The sequence below is a fragment of the Xenorhabdus sp. TS4 genome (genome assembly GCF_014467265.1).
Taxonomy (GTDB): Bacteria; Pseudomonadota; Gammaproteobacteria; order Enterobacterales; family Enterobacteriaceae; genus Xenorhabdus; species Xenorhabdus ehlersii.
In genome coordinates this window covers 103,935-124,900 of sequence record NZ_NKHQ01000022.1, presented here as the reverse complement: position 1 = coordinate 124,900, position 20,966 = coordinate 103,935, and the positions used below count along the sequence as shown (strand labels likewise).

The window sequence follows — 20,966 nt, the reverse complement described above, 5'->3', positions numbered from 1 at the left end:
AATTTATCATGCCTGAGAACTGTGATTACATTTCCTTAATAAGAAAATTAATTGTGTCTCAGGTATGTTTATTTTTTAACTTTTTAATTATTACAGATAGCGCTCTTTTTCGGATAAACCCACTGGCTGGCCTAATTATAAACCAGTAAAAAGTAAATTTTTTCTTGACATTATCATTGGGGCAAAAAATGAATGTTTCGGTCACTAGTGAATGATAGTCATTAAGATGTTCCCTGACTAAAAAGCGCAGCACCAATTTGGCTGATTTATGATCATCAAAGTTAATAAATGATTCCAGATCAGCTTGGTGTATGATACCTAAATCCATTTGCCAAAACCTGCCAGTTAATCCCATTGATATTTCATGGCTATTTTCATTAAGTGGGGTAAAGGTTTTTAAGCCAAATTCTTGGTTATTGTTTTTTCTTCCTAATTTATTAATTAAATAAGTTGGCATATTTCTGATTTTGGACAAAGTTTTAATAAATAAATCATCGGTCATTTCAAAGTCTTTTACAGCTTGGATTATTTCTTTCGCTGGTATCTTTATAGATTCTGATTCATGGATTTCATGAAAATGAAAGTAAGGGAGAAAAGGTGTTGGGTGCTTCCATTCCTTATATTCTTTACTATTGACTATTCCTAAAAATGTCACCGCTTATCCCCTATATTGTGGTTAAAAATGGGAGGTTGTTATTGAGTGATTTTTGTTTTTCATAAGGTTACTGAGAATGTAAATTAAAGTGCAATTTGTTTACTTTTGGTATTATTTTGATTTGTTACTTTTATCCCTGCATGTTATCAGTAACTGATACTGACATAACGACTCTGTCCATATCATATTAAGAATTGACAGCTTAATGATGAATAAATATGAAGGATGGACTATTTTATTTAAAATGTAAAGGGCTTAATGCTCAATGTAAGAAGGGTGAGTAATATGTCAATTTTAGCCATTATTAAAGGTACTCCTATCTGGGTTTGGATTTTATTTATTTTTCTGATTAAACGGGGTATCAATGCATTATATGACAGAGAAATGCGTATTGATCGACTGTTTTTTATGCCAGTTTTGTTTTTAATATGGGCTGTTTATAGTGTATTAAATGAAACGACATTTCCAGATTCGGCATTCCTGGCGCTTATTGTAGGTATTTTGGTGGGTGGGGGTATCGGATGGGGCTTATGGCGTAGTCAACCAAGATTAAGAAAGGGTCATGAAGATGGCTCAATCATTCGTTCAGGAACTCCTTTGACTTTGAGTCTGATTCTTACTGTTTTTATAGTAAAATTTATTATTTCTGCCATGATGAGTATTAACTCTAATTTGTTATATTCTTTCAGTTTTAATTTACTGTTTGGTTTTATCTGTGGTCTATCGGGCGGTGTCTTTTGGGGAGGAACGCTTAATTTATTTATTCACTATAAGACTAATATTAATTAGTCATTAACAGCTATATGCAGTTATGAAAAAGATGTACACGAGTGCGTACATAAACTACATTAAAAGCTGTATTATTTTTGAGGAAGATGATATGGCAATTACTGATTCATGGCTGCGATCTCACAATTAATGGCAATCCCCAAGAAAAAAATCAAGAGGAGGTATATCATAACTATCTAACTATTGGAGGCATGACCAAAAGCCAGAGGGGGTTATTTGGATGGAGAACAACACATTGCCACCCCAGAGCAAATGATACTGGGGTGGCAGGACTAAATGCAGTGTCATTACGTGAGGACGGCGAGAATTTTACCGTCCTACTCGATTTATTTTAGTATGTTACATTAGTTAATTTGGCAGGGTTGCCGGAGGAATAATGGGCACAACATCGCACCACGGCAACGTAGGTATTAGTACGCAAATAAGATATAAAGGATCACTCGGGGAAATAACGGGAGTGTCGGCATAAGTTTGCAGTGGTAGAATAGCCGAACCCGCCAACAGGCAAAGAAGCGCGTATTTTTTCATTTTATTCACCTTATTTTGTTGACTACAACAAAGACCAATTAACCTAGTAAACCCATTTTCACCCAATAACAAGCGAATAATGCTTAACAATTAATTAACATCTGAAATTAAAGTGAATATTTTTTACCAATTCCCTTGAGTGGTTAAAGGAATAACCCATGCTCTTACCTCGTTCCCATCACGTACCTAACGCCCACGGGATGGTGGCATCACGATTCGCATGTTCCACCGTCAGCACACCCATCTGCCCGAACGCTGTCGTTTGGATGTCCGTATCCAGATTCCGGCAGATTCGGTATGGGTGAATCTATTCCAACGTGGCAAGTTGAAAGCGGGTGAAACGGTTTTAGTCCACGGTGGCACTTCGGGTATTGGCACTGTTGCCACTTTACTGGCAAAAGCATTTGGTGCTTATGTGATTCTACACTATGCTGGTGGTATAGGCGGTTTTATTGGGTATTTTGGATGAAAAATAGCCTGAATTGATATTCAGGCTATTTCATAGAATATGGCGGTGAGGGAGGGATTCGAACCCTCGATACGTTTTCACGTATACACACTTTCCAGGCGTGCTCCTTCAGCCTCTCGGACACCTCACCGAATTTTTTTGTTGCATTCAATAAGAATGCACTATTGTAATCGTATTACTAATGAACCCAACTATTTATGGTTAATTTGTCGGGCATTAAAAAAGCCTGACCATTCTGTTCAGACTCTTTCATAGAATATGGCGGTGAGGGAGGGATTCGAACCCTCGATACGTTTTCACGTATACACACTTTCCAGGCGTGCTCCTTCAGCCTCTCGGACACCTCACCATATTTTATATTGCAGTGATTTCTCTTGAGTTCGTCGCTGCAACGGGGCGCTACTATAGGGAAAAGCAGGGCAGGCGTCAACAGGCTTATGGCGATTTTTTCAGGCTTTTTGACCGATTAGACAAATAAAAAACAATTTGTGTGGCTGGTAGTCAATTACGGGAATAAAAGTGCTTTTTTTGTTGCAACGAATCATGGCAAATTTGTTAACCAGATAACATTATCAATATTTTCATTCCCACCTTCCTAATTGGAGGCTTGCAACCTTTTCGGCAATAAGTTAACCCTATTAGAAAAACAAAAAGGAATGAGATTTTATGAACATCATTTTCTTTCACTCTTCCCCCAATTTTAATTGCGATAAATGGATTCAGGGAATACACGCTAGATTACCTGAGGCTAACGTCCGGCAATGGATTAGTGGTGATAACGCCCCTGCTGATTATGCTTTAGTTTGGTTATCTCCCTATGAAATGTTAGCTAACCGCCAGGATATCAAAGGGATATTTTCACTTGGGGCTGGAGTGGATGCCATTCTTCAACAAGAATTAGAAAATCCGGGGACATTGCCTAAGGGAATACCGCTAATACGTCTTGAAGATACGGGCATGGCACAGCAAATGCAGGAATATGCGGTTTCCTCAGTTTTATATTATTTCCGCCGCATGGATGAATATAAACAATATCAAGCACAGCGTCTTTGGAATCCCATGCCTTCCCATAATCGAAAAGAGTTTGTTATTGGTGTCTTGGGGGCAGGCGTTTTGGGGCGTAGCGTTATTGAAAAATTGAAAGAATTTGATTTCAACGTTCGTTGTTGGAGCCGAACGCCAAAACAAATTGATCAGGTTGAGAATTTTTATGGGACAGCACAATTAGATGACTTTCTTTCTGAATGTAAGGTATTGATTAATATCCTGCCGGATACGCCAGAGACTCGTGGTCTCTTAAATCTTTCATTATTCAGGCAGTTAAAATCTGGCTCATATGTGATCAATATTGCACGAGGCGCTCAATTGGTAGAGCAAGATTTGCTGACAGCCATTGATAAAGGTTATGTGGCTGGTGCGACCCTTGATGTATTTGTTGAAGAACCACTATCAAATTTGCATCCTTTCTGGACTCATCCACGCATTAATATCACTCCACATATCGCGGCTAAGACTATTCCTGATGAAGCTATGGATATGATTTGTGACAATATTCGACGAATGGAAAAAGGTGAATCACCCATTGGCCTTGTTGATATGACCCTTGGTTATTAATAAGTCGCTTTACAGCAAGGCAGACGATTAGGGACAATAACAAATATTTATTATTTAGGTAAGTTATTGGGGGTGAATTAAACCATGAACGAATTTTCTGTTGTCTGCCGCATATTGGGAACATTGTTTAACCGGGCACCAAAAGATCCTGTTTTGCAACCTGTAATCACCATGATTGCTGAGGGAAAATTGAAACCATTGTGGCCTTTGGATCAGGATGAGTTATTGGATAGGTTACAGAAAAACAGTGAGTTATCGGTGGTTGAAGCCGATTATCATGCCTTGTTTACTGGAGCGTCTGCGGGTGTTGCAGTCTGCCGCTCTGATTATACTGATAAAGATGAAAGTGAAGTACGCCAGTTTTTGGTGGAGCGAGGCATGCCTTTGACTGATATCCCTGCTGATCAATTTGGCTCCTTATTGTTGGCTGCATCATGGCTGGAAGATCAGGCCGCAGAGGATGAAGTCCAGGCCCAGATTAAGTTGTTTGATGAATATTTGTTGCCTTGGTGTGGGCAATTTCTTGGTAAAGTTGAAGCCCATGCGACCAGCGGTTTTTATCGGACGTTGGTGATTATTACTCGAGAGGCATTGCAAGCGTTACGTGAAGAGCTGGAAGTAGAGTGACAACTCATATAGATAAGCCAATCGGTAAATAGCGATAATAAGTAAGGGCGGGTTATTAAATAACCCGCCCTTACTATTTTATCGATAATGAAAATTATTTATCAACCAAATCAATAACCAATTTACCGGGTTGAATTTCCAAGCCTTTGGCTAATTTTAAAGCAGCAGCTTCAGACTTGCTTTTTTCTGGATTTAAAACATAAACCGGGTGTGCATCAAAAAACTCACTTAAAGACACATTCAAATAAGGGAGTAACGTTTTAATTGGCGTGGCGACTTTTTCTGGTGTGGTTTGGTAGTCTACGATTTCCAATCCCTTAATGAAAATAGCGCCTTTTTCCGCATCAAATATCGGCTTAGCCCTAATAGTCAGTTTCATATCAGCATGAACCGTTCCCAGTAAGGTCACTAATTGAACTTTTGCCAGAGTCGATAATTCAATTTTTTCTAGATCTTGGCGGCCGATCTGACTGGTCAAATCTCCTAGTGTGATATTGGCTTTGGTCGCCGCGGGCAGGCTAATTTGCTTTTGATAATGAACTCTTTTTAATAAATAATCATTCAGCAAACCTTCGTTAATACTGACTTCCTTGAATTGATCACAGCCGCTGATTAATCCTGCCAGTAGCAAGATTACCCCTAAGAAAAATCTTCTCATTGTTGTCTCCTTTTGTTTTCAATGAGCAGATCTTACACTAATTATTACTTAATTAGCTCATCATATGATTAATGCTTGCTAATAATGATAGGTTCAATTTTCTTCTGGTTGAACTGATGGTGCAGGGCATAAATGGTAACTAAGCCCACCAATCCCAGCAGGAGCCACGGTAATTGCGGTATATTCAAGGCGTGGCCTGCATCATAGAGCCACTCTCCGCCGGTATAGCCCAACGCGCCTCCTAATGCCAGCCCCAGTCGGCTGAATCCCATGTAACTACCGCGTGCCCGTGGATCAGCCAGTGAAGCACTCAGGGTTTCACGTGCCGGCTCTGCTGTTACCATGCCCAGATAGAACAGACAAATCAGGCCAAATATGAGGTGCAGTTGATTGACCCAACCTATTGGGAACATGCAAAGACTCATTAAAAACAGACCTGCCATTAGGCGTTGTTCCTAAGCTAAGTAAATCTTGGCCTTTTTCGTATCTGCAATCCTAACTAATTGATATTCATTCGATATGGGAATTCCCATAACGGAACAAATTCAAGTGGTTCTGGCATATCGCGCAACCATACAATCATTTAACGCGACAAAAGATTGCATTATTTGACAAAATGGCGCATATTATAAGTGCGCTTCCGAAGGCGTATGCGTCTCACATCGCATGTAATACAAATCCCGCAGAGAGAATACGCAGATGGCTATTAGTATCCGTTTAGATGATGACTTCGTGAGTGATGTAAAAATCCACGCAGAAGCGTCAAGCAGGAGTGTGCCAAAGCAAATCGAGCATTGGGCAAAAATAGGTCGCATCGCCGAAGATAACCCAGATTTGCCATACTCCTTTATCCTTGATTCGTTACTAGCGAAAAGCGAAGTCGACAATAGTAAGGTGTCGCGTTATGTCAGAAGGACAAAAAAGTCCTAAGATTGATGTTTATGAAACAAGGCGTTTCTCTAAAGCGTTATCTAAATTACCTGAAAATCTTCTTGCAGTAGTGGAAGATGAGATAGAGAAAATTATCGACGACCCCGAGATTGGCGAACAGAAGAAAGGCGATTTAAGTTTTCTTCGTGTTCACAAATTTCAGTTAAATAACCAGCTAACATTGTTGGGATATCATTGGGTTGAAGAAAAAATAGAACTATACCTGTTGAATTTTGGTTCTCATAAAAATTTCTATCAGGAACAAAAGCGACACAGGAAAGACGATTTAAAGTTTATTAAATAACACATAAGGCCTCGCACTCGCGGTATTAGGTAGCTGTACCGGAAATTTCATGGATTATGATCGGAAACATCAACATAACTTGTACTGATAGGACAAAATAACCGGTTAATGTCAGTACGTAAAAAAAAAACCGCCGATCTCTAATCACACGCCCCATACCTTCCTTGATTGGTGTACGAATTGTTGAGATACGGTATGCCGGCAGAAACAAAGCGTTAAAGTGAGCGGCCAGTACAAAAATTGTTGCACCAATCCAGCAGACAATATTGAAATTATATTGCAGCAACCAGCTTCCTATCAGTGCACCAATGACGGCACCTGCACTATCTTGCATCAATAAAAGCGAATAGAAACGGTTACGTTCATGAGGGCGGGTTAATTTTATGACCAATGCAGCCCTTGGAGGATCGAACAATGTCCCGCCCAATCCAGATAAGATGCAGGAAAGGAGTAAGATCCAAGGCTCAAATGCCATGACCATCAAGGCAAAACCCATAGCCCGAAGTAACATACCCGTATCATGGGCTTGGCACCGAACCTATCCGCTATAGCACCACCAAAGATACCCAGCCCTTGTTGTACCAGTTGACGCAGACCGAGTGCAAAACCAACAATAACGGCAGCCCAGCCAAGTTGTTCGACGAAACGAATAGAAATTAGGGGAAAAACAACAAAAAATCCTAAAACATCTAACAGATTATCAAATAAAAGAAAATATTTACCCAAGCTACGCGCTTGTGAAACTAATGACATTTTGCACCATTGAAATATGAAAAGATAAATGTGAATACTTTGTTATTTTGGACTTAATTTGAGTATTAAGGTAGAGGGATATAGATGATATTTTTTTATCGTCAGATGGTGATTAAAAATGCCGTAAACGCTAAATTACTTAATAAATTTTCCAAGGTAAATATCAGGAGAAAACATGTTTGGTTATCGTTCTACATCTCCCAAGATTCGCTTTATTACGAATAGAATGGTTGTTCGTGTGGTGTATGAACGGGATACCTATAGACTAGCTGAATATTATGCAGAAAATATAGATTTTCTTAAGCCATGGGAACCGACAAGAGATGGTAGTTTTTATCAACCTTCTGGATGGACAAATAGGCTGAATTATATTGCGGAATTACAGCGGCAGGGATCGGCATTTAATTTCTTGTTATTAGATCCTAATGAAAATGAAGTGATGGGGATTGCTAATTTCACTAATGTTGTACGGGGAGCGTTTTATTCCTGTTACCTTGGTTATTCTTTGGGCGAAAAATGGCAAGGTCAAGGGTTAATGTATGAAGCCTTGCAACCGACAATCCGTTATATGCAACGCCACCAAAAAATGCACCGCATTATGGCTAATTACATGCCACATAATCATCGCAGTGGAAATTTACTTAAGAAGTTAGGTTTTGAACGAGAAGGTTATGCCAGGAACTATTTAATGATTGACGGAGTTTGGCAGGATCATGTGCTGACATCACTGATTGATGATTCTTGGGGTAATTTGAATTTATAAACTTGTTGAAAAAATAGCAATGAATTCGGATATAGACAGTGGCCGTCTTGAGGGTTTTATTGTCAGGACAGAGTCAATGGCATGCAGAAACGGTAAGGAATATCCCGCTGGACGCAGCTTGACCAGAGGCTGATAATTATCTTCAAGATTGCGCACGATGCTGACCGGAGGGGGGTTACCCACAATCAAAGTATAGAGTACTGCCCCCAACGCATAGAGATCTGTCCAAGGTCCATGTTGGTTTTCTTCATTGCTAGTGTATTGCTCAATGGGAGTAAAGCCGGATCGAATGGTTATCTCTGTATCATCAGACAAGCATGTTGTTGTTTGGCGGGTAGATCCTAAATCCAGCAATATCGGTGATTGACTCTCTTGGATCAAAATATTGTCCAAGGAAATATCGTAATGTAAATAATTTCTTTGATGGAGAGAATCAAGTGCATTCAACAAGGGAAACAGTATCTGGCCAAGCCAATTTTCATTGATGAAATGTGGGTGTTTTATCCTCAATTTATTTAATGTCATTCCCTTGTAAAAGGAAGCGGCTATATATGCGGTACAGTTTTGTTGCCAAAAGCGCAGAAAGCGGGGGAGACAGGGATGTTCGAAACAGGACATCAAGTGGGCTTCACGGATAAAATTTTGCAACCCAGCATAAAATCGTTTTTCTAACTTTTTTCCTCGTAAGTTGAGTTTCATATCTTGCCGGCGTATAGCAAAAGAGTGAGGGGTATATTCTTTGATAGCAATAGATTGCTTGAGATGGTGATCCCAAACACGATACACAATACTGCCGCGGCTTTTGCCAATGACTTCTTCGATTTCAAATTCATTGAGGCAGTATCCGATTGGAAGAGGGGGTGTAAAGCCAATGTTACCACCGATATGTGTCCTGTGAAAATTCTGCAAATGGGTAATCCCTTGTTATCTGCTTAATCCATGAATTGACATTGAAATTCACCTTGCTCAAGAGAAACCCGAAGCTGATGATATTGTTCATCATGCGCACTGGCGGAAAGCAGTTGCTGGCTGATTTGCGGTAGCAGGGTATTTGTCAGAATAGCATCAACCATGCGTCCACCTGACTCAATTTCTGTACACCTACTGACGATATGCTCGACCATGACATCATCGAATGTTGCTGTAATTCCGTGATTTTCCAACAGACGTTTTTTAATCCTCTCCAATTGTAAGTGCACAATATTTATCATCACTTCATTACTTAATGGGGAGTAAGGAATCACCAGTAATCGCCCCAACAGGGCGGCAGGAAACACATTTAATAATGGCTTACGCAATGCCGTACTGAGTTTTTCTGGTTCCGGTAAGGTGTCCTGTTGGATGCACAATGAACTGATCAAATCAGCCCCGACATTGGATGTCAGGATAATAATAGTATTCCGAAAGTCGATGTGGCGCCCTTCGCCATCTTCCATCCAACCCTTGTCGAAGACCTGGAAGAAAATTTCATGCACATCAGGGTGGGCTTTCTCTATTTCATCCAACAAGACCACACTGTAAGGGCGGCGTCGGACAGCTTCCGTCAGTACACCACCTTCACCATAACCCACATAGCCAGGAGGCGCTCCTTTCAACGTTGATACCGTATGCGCTTCCTGAAATTCGCTCATATTGATAGTAATAAGGTTTTGCTCTCCGCCATATAGTGTTTCGGCAAGGGCGAGAGCTGTTTCAGTTTTGCCCACACCGGATGGGCCACACAACATGAATACACCAACAGGTTTATTGGGATCATCCAGTTTGGCGCGTGAAGTGCGTATGCGTTTTGCAATTAACTCTAATCCATGATACTGACCGATAACACGTTGACTAAGGGTATCAGCCAACTGTAATACGGCATCGATTTCGTCTTTTACCATACGATTGAGTGGAATTCCTGTCCAATCTGAAACAACGGAAGAAATAATATTGCTGTCTACAGCAGCAAAGATAAGAGGTTCTTCACCTTGTAAGGTTTTCAATTGTTGCTGTAACCCTGACAATTCGGCATGTTTTACTTCAAAGTTGTCGTATTGGTTTGCGTCTAATTGTGTTCGCAGAGAAATAATTCTATCGATCAAGGAAAGTTCTTGCTCCCAACGTTCTTGTAATTGGTTTTTTTGGGCTTCCAGCACAGATAGTTCGTTCAGAATAGTTGCCGGACGTTGTTTATCACCGATGCCTACTTTAAATTCCCGTTCGGCAATCTCCAACTCGATTTGCAATGCATCTATGTGATGGCGGCAATTTTCCAGTTGGGGGGGTTCTGCATATTGGCTGATTGCAACCCTGGCACAAGCGGTATCCAATAGGGCCACAGCCTTGTCCGGTAATTGGCGTGCAGGAATATAGCGATGTGAAAGGCGTACAGCCGCTTCAATGGCTTCATCCAGCAGAAGCACATGATGATGTTGCTCCAATGCCTTGGCCAGACTGCGTAGCATGAGCAGCGCTTTATTTTCATTGGGTTCATGAATTTGAACGACTTGAAAACGGCGGGTAAGGGCAGGATCTTTTTCGACATATTTTTTGTACTCCGACCAAGTTGTGGCGCCAAGAGTACGTAATTGCCCGCGCGCTAATGCAGGTTTTAACAGGTTGGCAGCATCGCCGGTTCCTTGTTGTCCGCCCGCCCCAATCAAGGTATGAATTTCGTCAATGAACAGAATGATTGGCGTCGGGCTAGATTGTACTTCATCGATCACTTTGCGTAGACGTGACTCAAATTCACCTTTGGCACCTGCACCGGCTTGTAACATACCGATATCCAGCAACCAAAGCTGGACATCCAGCAAAGGTGGAGGCACTTCTTTCGCTACAATTTTCAATGCCAGCCCTTCAATGACGGCGGTTTTACCGACACCAGCCTCGCCAGTCAGCAGTGGATTGTTTTGGCGGCGACGCATCAGAATATCAATAATCTGACGAATTTCTTCATCACGCCCTGATACTGGGTCAATTTCACCCTTGCGTGCGCGAGCAGTCAGTTCTTGTCCATATTGTTGTAGAGACGATTGTTGTAGAGAAGATTGTTGTGGGAAAGAACTTGCCGTACCCTGTAATGTTGCGCCCTGTGATGCATTTGATTGGGATTCATCGCTATCGTTGCAGATGCCGTTGAAATTGTTGAGTAGAGTATCTGCATTCACATGGTCAAACTGGGGAGAAATAGATCTCAGTGCATTGCGTAAGTTAAAGGTTTTCAATATGCCTATCAGAAAATGGGCACTGCGAATTTCATTGACACCAAATTTCAGCGACCCGTATACCCAAGCGCGTTCTACGGCATTATCAATATGTTCGGAAAGATCAGAGATGGCACTGGCTCCACGTGGCAAGCGATCAAGCGCTGTAACAATGTCTTTAGTCAACGCAGATTCGTCCAGTGAAAAGTGGCGGATAATTTGCTGTAAATCGCTGTTTTGTTGCTGCATGAGTTGGTGCAGCCAGTGAACTAATTCAACATAAGGGTTGCCACGTAGTTTACAAAAAGTGGTGGCACTCTCTAAGGAAGTGAACAGGATGCGGTTAAGTTTGCCGAAGAGCACAGAACGACTGATTTCTGACATAGTGTATAATCCGTAGTATTGTTGACAGTGATTGAGTTTTGTTTTGCAGGCAAGAGAGGGGGATCATTCCGGCTTATAAATTAAATCCCCGCGATGGGTTGGTTGTTTATTTTTATCCAGCTTAATTTTTCCAAGCCAACTGCTTAGTCCTAATTTTATCGGTTCAGACAGACAAATCCCTTTTACATCTGACTGGTGGAGAATTAACTGGACATCCCATGCGTATTCAATCCCCAAATATTGATAAACCCAGTCACGCAACTGCCTTGATTTGGATTCTTCCGGCAAGAACATCTTGTATTCAGCCAGTTTTAGCGGACCCAATTTAATGCGAAATTTATGTTGAACATCGTAGAGTGCAAGGCCTAAAAAAGCCGACTTACCCAAACGTGGCATGTTGCGTCCTGCTTTTAATTGGGTTTGATCCTGTACTTCGACTTTTAGCCATTGGGGAATATTTTGCACAATTTTTAGCGGCACATGGAAATAACAGGAAAGTATTTTTTCTAACCCTTCTGCGTTATGCCCTTGACGGGATAAATGGCCAGATAAAAAATAACGCGCGTGATCATTGAGGGTGTCTGGTTTTTGTTGAGCAGGCAAACCCATACCCACCAAACAGGAGAAGTAATGGCAAAAGCGTTGATTATCCTGACGATCGAGCGATACGGTTGGCTGAGTATTGGCCCAGGCTCGATAGAACAACAGTATTAATCTATGATGGAATAGGTTAGCGAATGCATTCAGTGTTGGATCTTGATAATTATATTGTCGTGTATAGGCATATTCGGTCATATGTAGTGGCAATGGGCCATTGGGACCGAACAAGCCAAAACTGTAAATGAGCATGTCATACAGCTTCGAGTTTTCTCGCTGCTTGACTTCCGCAATAGTAGAAGGAGCGAAAATCATGGAAGCTTTTTGTCCCAACCGCAGTAGATCATATTTCGGTAATGGGGCAAAACCTAGCATATAACTTGCCCCAGATTGGGCATCTATACGGCGCAGGGTTTGAAATAAGTCGAATTGCCAGGGGGTTTGGGTGAGTTGCTGCCAAAAGTTATCCGGCAAACGGCATAGTTGATGAATAGAAATAGAATTTTTTTGCATCATATTCATTTCTTGCCTGTTATAGCAAATTCTTGTTGCCCATACGGGCAGGCCAAAATCCGATATTGCCGCGTTGCTGGCTATATAGCGTCATTTCAGTAAAGGAGTTCATGGTGACCAGTCGTGAGAAGAGCTTTTCCAATACGCTACCCAACAGCCAGGGGCTGGTTCCTGCAAATTCTTGTTCATTCACTTCAATTCTAATACTAACACCACGGGCAAAGACGATCGGACCAGGCTCAGGAACCCGCCGATAAATCGTTTTTAATGAACTGTGTCGGATGCCATTAATCTGGCGGACGACGGCTGGCTCTGCAAGGTTGGCATATAAGCTCAGCAATTGTCGTAATGCCTGAGTACCTCCTTGCTCGTCATCTTTATCCATGAAGTTCAGATAATTAAGTTGAAGCTGGCTAATTAGTTTCCAAGAGGTTGGGCCTTGTGCTAAGGCAGGACGTGGAATGGTGGGTCTTTTGAGAAATACAATTTGGTTGATTGGAATCGAATCTAGCATGACAAAACTGTTGAGATCCTGTTGGCGCAACATCGCGGATAAGTCACGGTTGGTGCACATGACGTCAGCGGTCAGGAATTTTAGCTCATTGAGCCACGGGGAGTTCTGTTCATCAACAATAGAGACAAAGGATTCTGTTCCAACATAACTGGTTCGGGTTCCGTAGTGACGGGTATGTTCAGATAAGATACGGGGTTCACGGCGCACAGAAAAGTAAGAGCCGTAATTACCATTGTCATCACTGAGAGTAGACCAAAATGGCCTGAATATTTGTGTTTCTTTACGTTTGATGTTTGCGCCGTGCAGGCGTTGTACCGAGAAAATCTCGTAATCCAGAGGACGAATGTTATCGACAACTAAATGGTATTCACTGGTACTTTCTTCCACCGAGATTCGTTCCGTGATTTTAGGGAATAAATTAATTACCGGTGTACTGTTCAAGGCCAGATAAGAGGCATCCACCAAACGTTCCAGTTCGGAGTCGGTTTGATCCAAAAGCAGTATTAACTCAAATTCACTCTTTTCTTTTGTCTGTTTTAGTAAAGATTCCATGCTACTGATACTGAAGAATTGAAAGCGTGCCGGAAAAGCAAAATATTCCTGGAGCTGTCGATAGCCACTGAAATTACGCGAGTCATTGGGTAGTAATGACTGATCATCATCAAATCCTTCATGATGCGGGAATATATCGGGCAAGACCTGATATTGGGGGGTATCACCAAGCGTCTGGCATACTATGCCAACAGAATGTTCCATAATCAGTTCCAACAACCGTTGGGATTGAATATCTGGCCCGGAAAGAAAGAATACCAGTTTCCTGAGATCCAGTTCATTGAGAAAAAATTTTCCTTGACAGCCAAGGTGAATGCGCAATGCACTGACGGCGCCATATTGATGAAGGTTCAGTGCCACGAGCGGAAGGTTAGCGGGGATCCTGCCAAGTTCAACGTTCTTTAGATGCAGCGGCTGTAAGGTGACATCTTGTGTGGTGGTGTAGTGGAAATTGATCCCATCCTTTTTCAATGTTTGGCAGTGCATGATTGTGCCTCGCGGCACTAAAAATCCATGGCTAATATCTCCCTTGCTGGTATCTGGCTTGAGTTCGACGATTGCCATTGAAGGTGTAGGAGATAAATAGTTAGGGTACAGTATCTCCAGTAATTGCTCGGAAAAGTGGGGGAATTCCGCATCCATTTTCAATTGAATGCGGGAAGTCAGAAAAGCAAACCCTTCCATCAGGCGTTCAACATAGGGGTCAACAACGTCAATGCCATGCATTCCTAAGCGATTGGCAACCTTAGGGTAGAGTTTGGCAAATTCTTTACCCATTTCCCGTAAATACACTAATTCACGGTTATAATATTCAAGTAGTTTATTATCCATATTCCTTATATGAACGCATCTCGTTTGCAAGACAAAAATGACTTTGTCATCGTTACTCTTGCCTCAGCAATCTTTCTGCATTCACCCTTGTGGTTAAAAGTTAAGGAATGGTCACATAGGCCGGATGGCGTTTTTTCAGCTCGGTCACCCAGCCTCTTTTATAGTGAAGTAACCGTTTTCAAGATCGATATCACTGCGGAACAGGAATTCCAGTGGCCAGGGAACGCACCACAACAATCCCTTTATCTCTATGGATAAAGTGTTGTATAGGGGTAATGTATGGGGATCGGATATACAACTGACTTCCAGCCCATCGGGAATGATACGTGGCTCGAATATATGAATGGCTGTAATGATTCTGTTCTGGATATTCCCCCATTCTATTTCAGATATGCATTCACCTGCTAAGGAGGGCAAACCAAAGTTATACACAGAATGGCGAATTTCTGGAAAAGGGGTGAGATCTTCCGAGCATTCGCTGTTGATGTTATTGAGTAACCATTGCAAATCCCTTAGGAGATTTTGTCTTAAGGCCGTGTGCGACAGCATGTAATTGCTGATTGTTTCTTGTTTTTTATCAGGTTCATGATCGGTGAGTCTGTCAAATAAAGAAGGTAACATTCTATCTTTGGCAGTAATACGCGTAGCGTTATTCCGACTATGATAACCACCATGCAATAAAGTTATATTCTCGTTCATGATTCACTTATTCGCTATTATAATTGGGAGTTTTTATATCGGTTAACTTCTGCTTCATAGGCATGCAGGAATTTTTCACCAAACAGGAAAGAGTCTTGTTTAAACTCTTTCTCTATTTCTTGGTAATGTTTGATGAGGTACTCCCACATTGAGGCTTTGTTGTTAGCCAATGACAAAGAAAAACGCGGCAAGTAATTGTCTTCCTGTGCTTTTCGTTCAAGAGTAGCGGGATGGAATAAATGCAATATATTTGTCGTAATAGCACGTATTCCCGCAATCATGCCCGATTGGTGTGCTTGCAACTCGATCAAAATGTCACGGGTTGCCAGTTCAAGTGGCATAAACCCTGGTACATGATGACAAAGCATCAGCACCAAAATAGACTGGCCAGAAGGTAAAAGTTTAAATGGGTTGTTGGCGTTAGACTGAGGTTGGGGCATGGCTGCGTTTGTTTCGTGGTTCAGTTGGGTACGTAAGGTGTTGAGAGTGATAATACCCTGAGTTAACTGACTGACGAGTAGTCCTAATTGATACATTTTTTGTTCATCAAATTGCAGCCTGTTGATCTCTTTTAGCCCCATACCATCTAATAACGCCGCCAGTAATTTTCCTTCTAATTTGATGACGCTATTGTTTTGATGCTGGTGTGCATCTTGGTTATTTGTATTTTGATGAGCGGGTGTGTCCTGGTAATGGTGTATGTCTTGATTTTGGTCATAATCGTGGAAGGTTTCCTTTCCTGTTTCTTCTATATTAGCCGGTTCCTTCAATGGCATGGCGTTATCCAATATTTGATTTAATAGATCATCATCTTTAGCGGATTGTGCAGCCTTAATGTGTTTGTCGGAAAACAGTGCCAGTGGGTCAACCTCCTGTTTATCATCATCTTGATCATCCTCATCATGTGGCAATAACGTGGTAGGTGTATGGTCATCCAATATGTCTTCTTGTTGAAAAGTGGTATCTGAATTGAACATGGCAATCGGATCTGTTGCCCGCAATTGTAGAGCGTCAAAATCGGTTGTTGGCTCAATTTCTGCTAATGGATCAATTGGGTTGCGTTCTTTATCATATTGGCTTGTTACCAGAGGGTTATTGTCGTTTATTTCCGGTTTAGCTTGGGGTGAATCAGAAGAAGATGGGGTAGCAGAAGTGGTTGAAATATGTTCAATGACGTCCCAGATTTCACTGGGAATTTTTGTTTCATTGGCAGTTAGCGAGTGCCCAACATTGATCCCGTGGGTGGTCGCCTGTTGTAATGGGTTCTTATTGATATCAATAACTTGGATCTGATAATTGCCAATATTCAGCATATCACCATCACGAATTTCAACTTGGCGATTGGGAGCCAAGGGTATCATGTTCAGTAAAACTTCAGAGGCAGAGCCTTGATTATTTATCCGGCATTCTCCGTCAGCAGAAATAGACACAATGGCTTGCAATCTGGCAATTGCTTGTCCGTCATCGGGTAAATACCAGTTATTTTCTGTACTGCGACCGATTGTGCCTCCAGGGGGAGAAAAATCGTGACTCAGTTGTGGGGGGGAGCTTGAGCCAGAGTGATTAACAATGGTGAATCTCATAAGTATGGATACCTATTGTTATAGATAACGATGAATTAAGAGATAATTACGTTTTGAAATAATGAAATTGAAAAGGTAGCCCTCCTGTGAGTATCCACAGGAAGGCCATTAATATGTGTGATTTGTGTATGTTAACCGCCTTTATTGGCGTAAGAATCCCATTCATAGCTGACTTCGGCACCTTTAGCGCCTGAGCCATATTCTTGAGAGAAATAGCTTTCTTTATGTTTTTGGAAGGCCAGGAAGATAGAAGAACAAAAACCACCATCCCCGTATATCAGGCTGGATTGAGCGACTAAGGAATTTGTCAAAACCAATGTATACCAAGGCTCTTGTTTACCTCCTTGTCTACGTACTTTAAGTTGCACTTCCTTGATATGTGTCCCTTTAACGAGGTATTGGCGCAAGGTTATGGTAGACTTGTCAAACAAAATATCCAAAGACAAACCAGAAACTGCCACGATACCTGCACCTAATCCAGAACCTTGAGAGTGCGAACTAACATTGTTCATTACTTCAAGTGAAAACGACCTGACAGCCGTCCACTCTTTGAACTCATTATCGCCTGATTCTCCTTTAACATCAGTAAAGTTAATATATGCATCAATGCCCGGAATAGACATAATTTTCTCCTTAATATAGAGAGTTGAATGAAACTAACAAGTGCATCCAATAAATACATATTGGTGCTATGCATAAAGGTATATACGTATTGAAATTCAAAGATGGGTAAATAAGTTTTGGATAGATAGAAGTTCTATAGGTAAAAAATATTCCTTAATTTTTTAATATTAGGTTCCTTTTAGTGAGGGGAGTTTTGAAACTAAGCGTAGGGAAACGGTCAAGCCTTCCAGTTGATAGTGGGGACGCAGGAAAAATTTAGCCTGATAGTATCCTGGGTTGCCTTCCAGTTCTTCCACCAGAACTTCTGCTGCTGCTAGCGGTTTTCTCGCTTTAGTTCCTTGTGATGAGTTAACGGGATCGCCATCAACATAATTTATAATCCAATCATTAAGCCAACGTTCCATATCTGAACGCTCCTGAAAAGTCCCGATCTTATCGCGCACGATACATTTCAGGTAATGGGCGAAACGACAGCAGGCAAATAAGTAGGGCAAACGGGCAGCAAGGTTGGCATTGGCAGTCGCATCAGGATCATAGTATTCTGCTGGTTTTTGCAGGGATTGGGCACCAATAAAGGCGGCAACATCTGTGTTCTTGCGATGCAATAACGGAATGAACCCATTTTTTGCCAATTCTGCTTCACGGCGATCGCTAATGGCGACTTCCGTTGGGCACTTCATATCCACCCCTCCATCATCAGAAGGGAAGGTGTAGCAAGGCAGGTTTTCTACGATACCACCGGATTCTACACCACGGATAGAAGTACACCAGCTATACAGTTTAAAAGAACGATTAATATTAACCGCCATAGCATAAGCGGCATTTGCCCAAGTGTAGTTATTATGCGTTGGACCTTCTGTATTCTCCTCAAAATTGAAATTATCAACGGGATTAGTGAGGGCGCCATAGGGGAGACGGGAAAGGAAACGCGGTAGTGCCAACCCGATGTAACGCACGTCTTCTGATTCACGTAAGCTGCGCCAAGGCGCATATTCAGTGTTTTGGAAAATCTTGGAGAGATCCCGTGGATTCGCTAATTCCTGCCAGGATTCCATTTGCATAACACTTGGTGATGCGCCTGAAATAAATGGGCAGTGTGCTGCTGCACTGATTTGTGCCATCTGGCGCAGAAGTTCAACATCCGGTGCGGTATGGTCGAAATAGTAATCCCCCACCAGACAGCCAAATGGCTCGCCACCGAATTGACCATATTCCGCTTCATAGATCTTTTTGAAAATTGGGCTTTGATCCCAACTAACACCTTTGAAACGTTTTAGTATGTTGCTCAACTCTTTCTTGGAAATGCACATCACACGGATTTTCAGCATTTCATCGGTTTCTGTGTTGCTTACCATATAATGCAAACCACGCCAAGATCCTTCCAAGGTCTGGAATTCTTCATGGTGCAGAATATGGTTCACCTGTTGTGATATCTTGGTATCGATTTCAGCAATCAATGATTGGATAGTACGATAGGTATCGCCAGAAATAGTGACCGTGTTTTCCAACGCTTGTTGTGCCAGTGTTTTCACCGCATTTTCAACGGCACTACGGGTATGATCACTTTGCGGACGAAACTCCTTATTCAGCAATGTACTTAGTTCATCAGGGGTATATTCTTTTGCTACCTGTGCCTGTTGAATCTGGGTTTCTTGTTCAATTTGGCTCATCAATTACTCCTTATCTTCATTACCTTCTGCTGAAGCGCTATCTGTAAGATTTGGTGTTTCAGCCAAGGATTTGAGCAGAGCGGGGTTTTGCAATATCTCGGCAATCAGTTTTTCTGCGCCATTTTTGCCGTCCATATAAGAAAGCAGGTTTGCCAGTTGGGTGCGTGCTTCCAGCAATTGCGCCAATGGCTCGACCTTTTTGGCTATAGCATCAGGTTGAAAATCTTCCATAGTTTCAAATGTTAAATCGACATTCAGCTTACCATCACCAGTCAGGGTATTTTCAACCTGAAAGGCGGCTCGCGGTTTGATTGATCTCATGCGTTCATCAAAGTTGTCAATGTCAATTTCCAAAAATTTGCGATCATTAACATCTGGCAAGGCTTCTACAGGTTTTCCTGCTAAATCAGCCATAACCCCCATAACAAATGGTAATTGAACCGTCTTCTCTGAACCGTAAAGCTCGACATCATATTCAATCTGTACGCGAGGAGCGCGATTCCGTGCGATAAATTTTTGTCCACTGGATTTCATAACACATTCTCCGTTATTGTCTGGATAACTAAGTTGATACCCTTTTTAGCTTTAAGCCGCAATTTGGTAAGTAACGTACACATATTCCGACTAATTTAATCCACCACATCAGGGTTATTGGGGCGACCAAAAACGCTCTCAAGCTGATTTAATCCTTCAGGAACAAGATCGTAGATGATATTAATAAAATCACTGTCAATCAGCCGTAGGATGCGGTCAATCATCATAGGCGCAGGATGGCTTGGCTCATGTTGAAGAAAATAAGTTTTAGCTTTTTCTAATAAAATGCGTGCATCATCACGGTTACTGACTTCGATTTCTCGCCAATGGGAAAATGCCCCTTTTTCAAGGGACTCAAGGATTGTGGTTGGGGAAGTTATTTGCTCCGCTGCGCTGTTTTGTTGCATAGGTTCGGACTCAAATGTTCTTGTGCCGCCAGAATGCCCCGGAATACCTGTTCCTGGTTTATGTATGGGAAAAAATCCGATGATGGTATCCAACTGTTTTAAAAACTGTGGCAATTCGGGTATGTAATTGTCGGATAAATTATGGCGAATAATTTCAATCAAGGCAGTAAGTTGCTCATGAATGGTGATGATTGCCAAGATTTCAGGGCTATTAGATTGTTGGTGTAATTCGTTAATTAATCTAGTGCGTCCGCCAGTATAATCTTTGATTTCGGTTACCGTACCATTAAGCAGTAAACAAATTTCCTGTAATGACAATTCCGTTGAAGCACTCCTGAGTAGAATCGAGTTTTGAGCTTTTATCGTACATGGTGAACCATCTTCAATGATGGCCAGCGTGTTTAGGCGGAATAAGGGATCATATTCACCATTAAACTTTAATTTTGGCCACACATCTTCCCAATAACGTTCCAGGGTTTGGCGTAGTAAACTCAGTCCATCGGCATACCCACATACTCCTCGAATATTTAACCATGCTTGCATAAGGGCGATGATGACACGCAGATCTTTGGAACGGGACAGTAGGTGAGTGGCTTTTTTTTCCACCTCTATCCAGTTGGGTGGCTCAGCAGGGATGAGTACATCACCAAACTGCTGTTCCGGCTTTTCGATTAGGTTCTGCTCTAATGCCAGAAATTCATCATCGTATTCGAGGTCTTCCCCGCAAGGAAATTCCACACTGATTGGGGTGAGTAAGGCATCAATATTCATGGTATTTTCAGC

The 20,966-nt window shown here is 41.8% G+C and carries 19 protein-coding genes, 2 tRNA genes and 3 pseudogenes; 7 read left to right on the top strand and 17 right to left on the bottom strand.

The annotated features are described in order from the left end of the window. Window positions 1-58: 58 nt before the first annotated feature. Window positions 59-655 (bottom strand): hypothetical protein, encoded by a 597-nt coding sequence (locus tag Xets_RS11175; protein ID WP_187651673.1) that lies wholly within the window; start codon window positions 653-655, stop codon window positions 59-61. Window positions 656-940: 285 nt separating this feature from the next. Between Xets_RS11175 and Xets_RS11170 the strand changes: the two genes are divergently transcribed. Next, window positions 941-1,444, top strand: a complete 504-nt coding sequence (locus Xets_RS11170; RefSeq protein ID WP_099132290.1) for a DUF6622 family protein — start codon at window positions 941-943, stop codon at window positions 1,442-1,444. A 348-nt stretch (window positions 1,445-1,792) separates the two neighbouring features. Here Xets_RS11170 and Xets_RS11165 read toward each other — a convergent pair whose 3' ends face one another. After that, on the bottom strand, window positions 1,793-1,972 hold the full coding sequence (locus Xets_RS11165) for a hypothetical protein (protein WP_143707519.1): 180 nt from the start codon (window positions 1,970-1,972) through the stop codon (window positions 1,793-1,795). A 292-nt stretch (window positions 1,973-2,264) separates the two neighbouring features. Here Xets_RS11165 and Xets_RS11160 point away from each other — a divergent pair. Next, window positions 2,265-2,393, top strand: a pseudogene (locus Xets_RS11160) (NAD(P)H-quinone oxidoreductase); the annotation flags it as partial. 88 nt (window positions 2,394-2,481) lie between these two features. On the opposite strand, the gene Xets_RS11155 reads toward Xets_RS11160, so the two are convergent. Continuing rightward, window positions 2,482-2,571: transfer RNA gene (locus Xets_RS11155), tRNA-Ser, on the bottom strand. A gap of 129 nt (window positions 2,572-2,700) precedes the next feature. Further along, window positions 2,701-2,790, bottom strand: a tRNA-Ser gene (locus Xets_RS11150). Between the two features lie 317 nt (window positions 2,791-3,107). Between Xets_RS11150 and ghrA the strand changes: the two genes are divergently transcribed. Beyond that, window positions 3,108-4,055: a glyoxylate/hydroxypyruvate reductase GhrA gene (gene ghrA, locus Xets_RS11145; protein ID WP_187651672.1), complete on the top strand. Its 948-nt coding sequence runs from the start codon at window positions 3,108-3,110 to the stop codon at window positions 4,053-4,055. An 84-nt stretch (window positions 4,056-4,139) separates the two neighbouring features. Next, a complete protein-coding gene (locus tag Xets_RS11140) occupies window positions 4,140-4,682 on the top strand; it encodes a molecular chaperone (RefSeq protein WP_187651671.1) in 543 nt (180 codons plus the stop codon). A gap of 94 nt (window positions 4,683-4,776) precedes the next feature. Here Xets_RS11140 and Xets_RS11135 read toward each other — a convergent pair whose 3' ends face one another. Next, complete coding sequence (locus Xets_RS11135; protein ID WP_187651670.1) at window positions 4,777-5,340, bottom strand: lipoprotein; 564 nt, start codon at window positions 5,338-5,340, stop codon at window positions 4,777-4,779. Window positions 5,341-5,408: 68 nt separating this feature from the next. After that, window positions 5,409-5,795 (bottom strand): annotated as a pseudogene (locus tag Xets_RS11130) (MFS transporter); the annotation flags it as partial. 244 nt (window positions 5,796-6,039) lie between these two features. Here Xets_RS11130 and Xets_RS11125 point away from each other — a divergent pair. Together Xets_RS11125 and Xets_RS11120 are read left to right on the top strand one after the other, a co-directional pair. Further along, window positions 6,040-6,270, top strand: a complete 231-nt coding sequence (locus tag Xets_RS11125; protein WP_099132285.1) for a hypothetical protein — start codon at window positions 6,040-6,042, stop codon at window positions 6,268-6,270. Beyond that, the gene (locus Xets_RS11120; RefSeq protein ID WP_099132284.1) at window positions 6,245-6,574 is read left to right on the top strand and encodes a type II toxin-antitoxin system RelE/ParE family toxin; all 330 of its coding nucleotides are present in this window, start codon (window positions 6,245-6,247) and stop codon (window positions 6,572-6,574) included. The genes Xets_RS11125 and Xets_RS11120 overlap by 26 nt, the downstream gene beginning before the upstream one ends. A 34-nt stretch (window positions 6,575-6,608) precedes the next feature. Here Xets_RS11120 and Xets_RS11115 read toward each other — a convergent pair. Then, window positions 6,609-7,327 (bottom strand): annotated as a pseudogene (locus Xets_RS11115) (MFS transporter); the annotation flags it as partial. Between the two features lie 175 nt (window positions 7,328-7,502). On the opposite strand from Xets_RS11115, the gene rimJ reads away from it, so the two are divergent. After that, window positions 7,503-8,090 (top strand): ribosomal protein S5-alanine N-acetyltransferase, encoded by a 588-nt coding sequence (gene rimJ, locus Xets_RS11110; protein WP_187651669.1) that lies wholly within the window; start codon window positions 7,503-7,505, stop codon window positions 8,088-8,090. Here rimJ and Xets_RS11105 read toward each other — a convergent pair. From Xets_RS11105 to tssA, 10 genes are all read right to left on the bottom strand, one after another. Next, window positions 8,085-8,999: a protein kinase gene (locus Xets_RS11105; protein ID WP_187651668.1), complete on the bottom strand. Its 915-nt coding sequence runs from the start codon at window positions 8,997-8,999 to the stop codon at window positions 8,085-8,087. The two genes, rimJ and Xets_RS11105, sit on opposite strands and share 6 nt — an antisense overlap. A gap of 23 nt (window positions 9,000-9,022) precedes the next feature. Beyond that, window positions 9,023-11,659 carry a type VI secretion system ATPase TssH gene (gene tssH, locus Xets_RS11100; protein WP_099132281.1) on the bottom strand — a complete coding sequence of 879 codons (2,637 nt, stop codon included), beginning with the start codon at window positions 11,657-11,659 and terminating at the stop codon, window positions 9,023-9,025. Window positions 11,660-11,722: 63 nt separating this feature from the next. Then, window positions 11,723-12,778, bottom strand: coding sequence for a type VI secretion system baseplate subunit TssG (tssG, locus tag Xets_RS11095; protein ID WP_370588226.1), 1,056 nt, complete (start codon window positions 12,776-12,778; stop codon window positions 11,723-11,725). Between the two features lie 10 nt (window positions 12,779-12,788). After that, window positions 12,789-14,666 carry a type VI secretion system baseplate subunit TssF gene (gene tssF / locus Xets_RS11090; protein WP_099132279.1) on the bottom strand — a complete coding sequence of 626 codons (1,878 nt, stop codon included), beginning with the start codon at window positions 14,664-14,666 and terminating at the stop codon, window positions 12,789-12,791. A 144-nt stretch (window positions 14,667-14,810) separates the two neighbouring features. Further along, complete coding sequence (locus Xets_RS11085; protein ID WP_187651666.1) at window positions 14,811-15,365, bottom strand: type VI secretion system baseplate subunit TssE; 555 nt, start codon at window positions 15,363-15,365, stop codon at window positions 14,811-14,813. A 17-nt stretch (window positions 15,366-15,382) separates the two neighbouring features. Continuing rightward, window positions 15,383-16,948: a type VI secretion system-associated FHA domain protein gene (locus Xets_RS11080; protein WP_099132277.1), complete on the bottom strand. Its 1,566-nt coding sequence runs from the start codon at window positions 16,946-16,948 to the stop codon at window positions 15,383-15,385. A gap of 131 nt (window positions 16,949-17,079) precedes the next feature. Then, complete coding sequence (locus tag Xets_RS11075; RefSeq protein ID WP_099132276.1) at window positions 17,080-17,571, bottom strand: type VI secretion system tube protein Hcp; 492 nt, start codon at window positions 17,569-17,571, stop codon at window positions 17,080-17,082. 168 nt (window positions 17,572-17,739) lie between these two features. Next, complete coding sequence (gene tssC / locus Xets_RS11070) at window positions 17,740-19,242, bottom strand: type VI secretion system contractile sheath large subunit (protein ID WP_099132275.1); 1,503 nt, start codon at window positions 19,240-19,242, stop codon at window positions 17,740-17,742. A 3-nt stretch (window positions 19,243-19,245) separates the two neighbouring features. Beyond that, window positions 19,246-19,776, bottom strand: a complete 531-nt coding sequence (tssB, locus tag Xets_RS11065; RefSeq protein WP_099132274.1) for a type VI secretion system contractile sheath small subunit — start codon at window positions 19,774-19,776, stop codon at window positions 19,246-19,248. Between the two features lie 95 nt (window positions 19,777-19,871). Next, window positions 19,872-20,954 (bottom strand): type VI secretion system protein TssA, encoded by a 1,083-nt coding sequence (gene tssA, locus Xets_RS11060; protein WP_099132273.1) that lies wholly within the window; start codon window positions 20,952-20,954, stop codon window positions 19,872-19,874. Window positions 20,955-20,966: the final 12 nt, after the last annotated feature.

Bases quoted from the DNA above. Each gene is read 5' to 3' on its own strand.
- tssF (WP_099132279.1), bottom strand. From the start codon at position 14,666: ATGGATAATAAACTACTTGAATATTATAACCGTGAATTAGTGTATTTA.
- Xets_RS11170 (WP_099132290.1), top strand. From the start codon at position 941: ATGTCAATTTTAGCCATTATTAAAGGTACTCCTATCTGGGTTTGGATT.
- Xets_RS11140 (WP_187651671.1), top strand. From the start codon at position 4,140: ATGAACGAATTTTCTGTTGTCTGCCGCATATTGGGAACATTGTTTAAC.
- Xets_RS11085 (WP_187651666.1), bottom strand. From the start codon at position 15,365: ATGAACGAGAATATAACTTTATTGCATGGTGGTTATCATAGTCGGAAT.
- tssC (WP_099132275.1), bottom strand. From the start codon at position 19,242: ATGAGCCAAATTGAACAAGAAACCCAGATTCAACAGGCACAGGTAGCA.
- Xets_RS11135 (WP_187651670.1), bottom strand. From the start codon at position 5,340: ATGAGAAGATTTTTCTTAGGGGTAATCTTGCTACTGGCAGGATTAATC.
- Xets_RS11165 (WP_143707519.1), bottom strand. From the start codon at position 1,972: ATGAAAAAATACGCGCTTCTTTGCCTGTTGGCGGGTTCGGCTATTCTA.
- Xets_RS11075 (WP_099132276.1), bottom strand. From the start codon at position 17,571: ATGTCTATTCCGGGCATTGATGCATATATTAACTTTACTGATGTTAAA.
- tssA (WP_099132273.1), bottom strand. From the start codon at position 20,954: ATGAATATTGATGCCTTACTCACCCCAATCAGTGTGGAATTTCCTTGC.
- tssB (WP_099132274.1), bottom strand. From the start codon at position 19,776: ATGAAATCCAGTGGACAAAAATTTATCGCACGGAATCGCGCTCCTCGC.
- Xets_RS11120 (WP_099132284.1), top strand. From the start codon at position 6,245: ATGTCAGAAGGACAAAAAAGTCCTAAGATTGATGTTTATGAAACAAGG.
- Xets_RS11080 (WP_099132277.1), bottom strand. From the start codon at position 16,948: ATGAGATTCACCATTGTTAATCACTCTGGCTCAAGCTCCCCCCCACAA.
- ghrA (WP_187651672.1), top strand. From the start codon at position 3,108: ATGAACATCATTTTCTTTCACTCTTCCCCCAATTTTAATTGCGATAAA.
- Xets_RS11125 (WP_099132285.1), top strand. From the start codon at position 6,040: ATGGCTATTAGTATCCGTTTAGATGATGACTTCGTGAGTGATGTAAAA.
- rimJ (WP_187651669.1), top strand. From the start codon at position 7,503: ATGTTTGGTTATCGTTCTACATCTCCCAAGATTCGCTTTATTACGAAT.
- tssH (WP_099132281.1), bottom strand. From the start codon at position 11,659: ATGTCAGAAATCAGTCGTTCTGTGCTCTTCGGCAAACTTAACCGCATC.
- tssG (WP_370588226.1), bottom strand. From the start codon at position 12,778: ATGAATATGATGCAAAAAAATTCTATTTCTATTCATCAACTATGCCGT.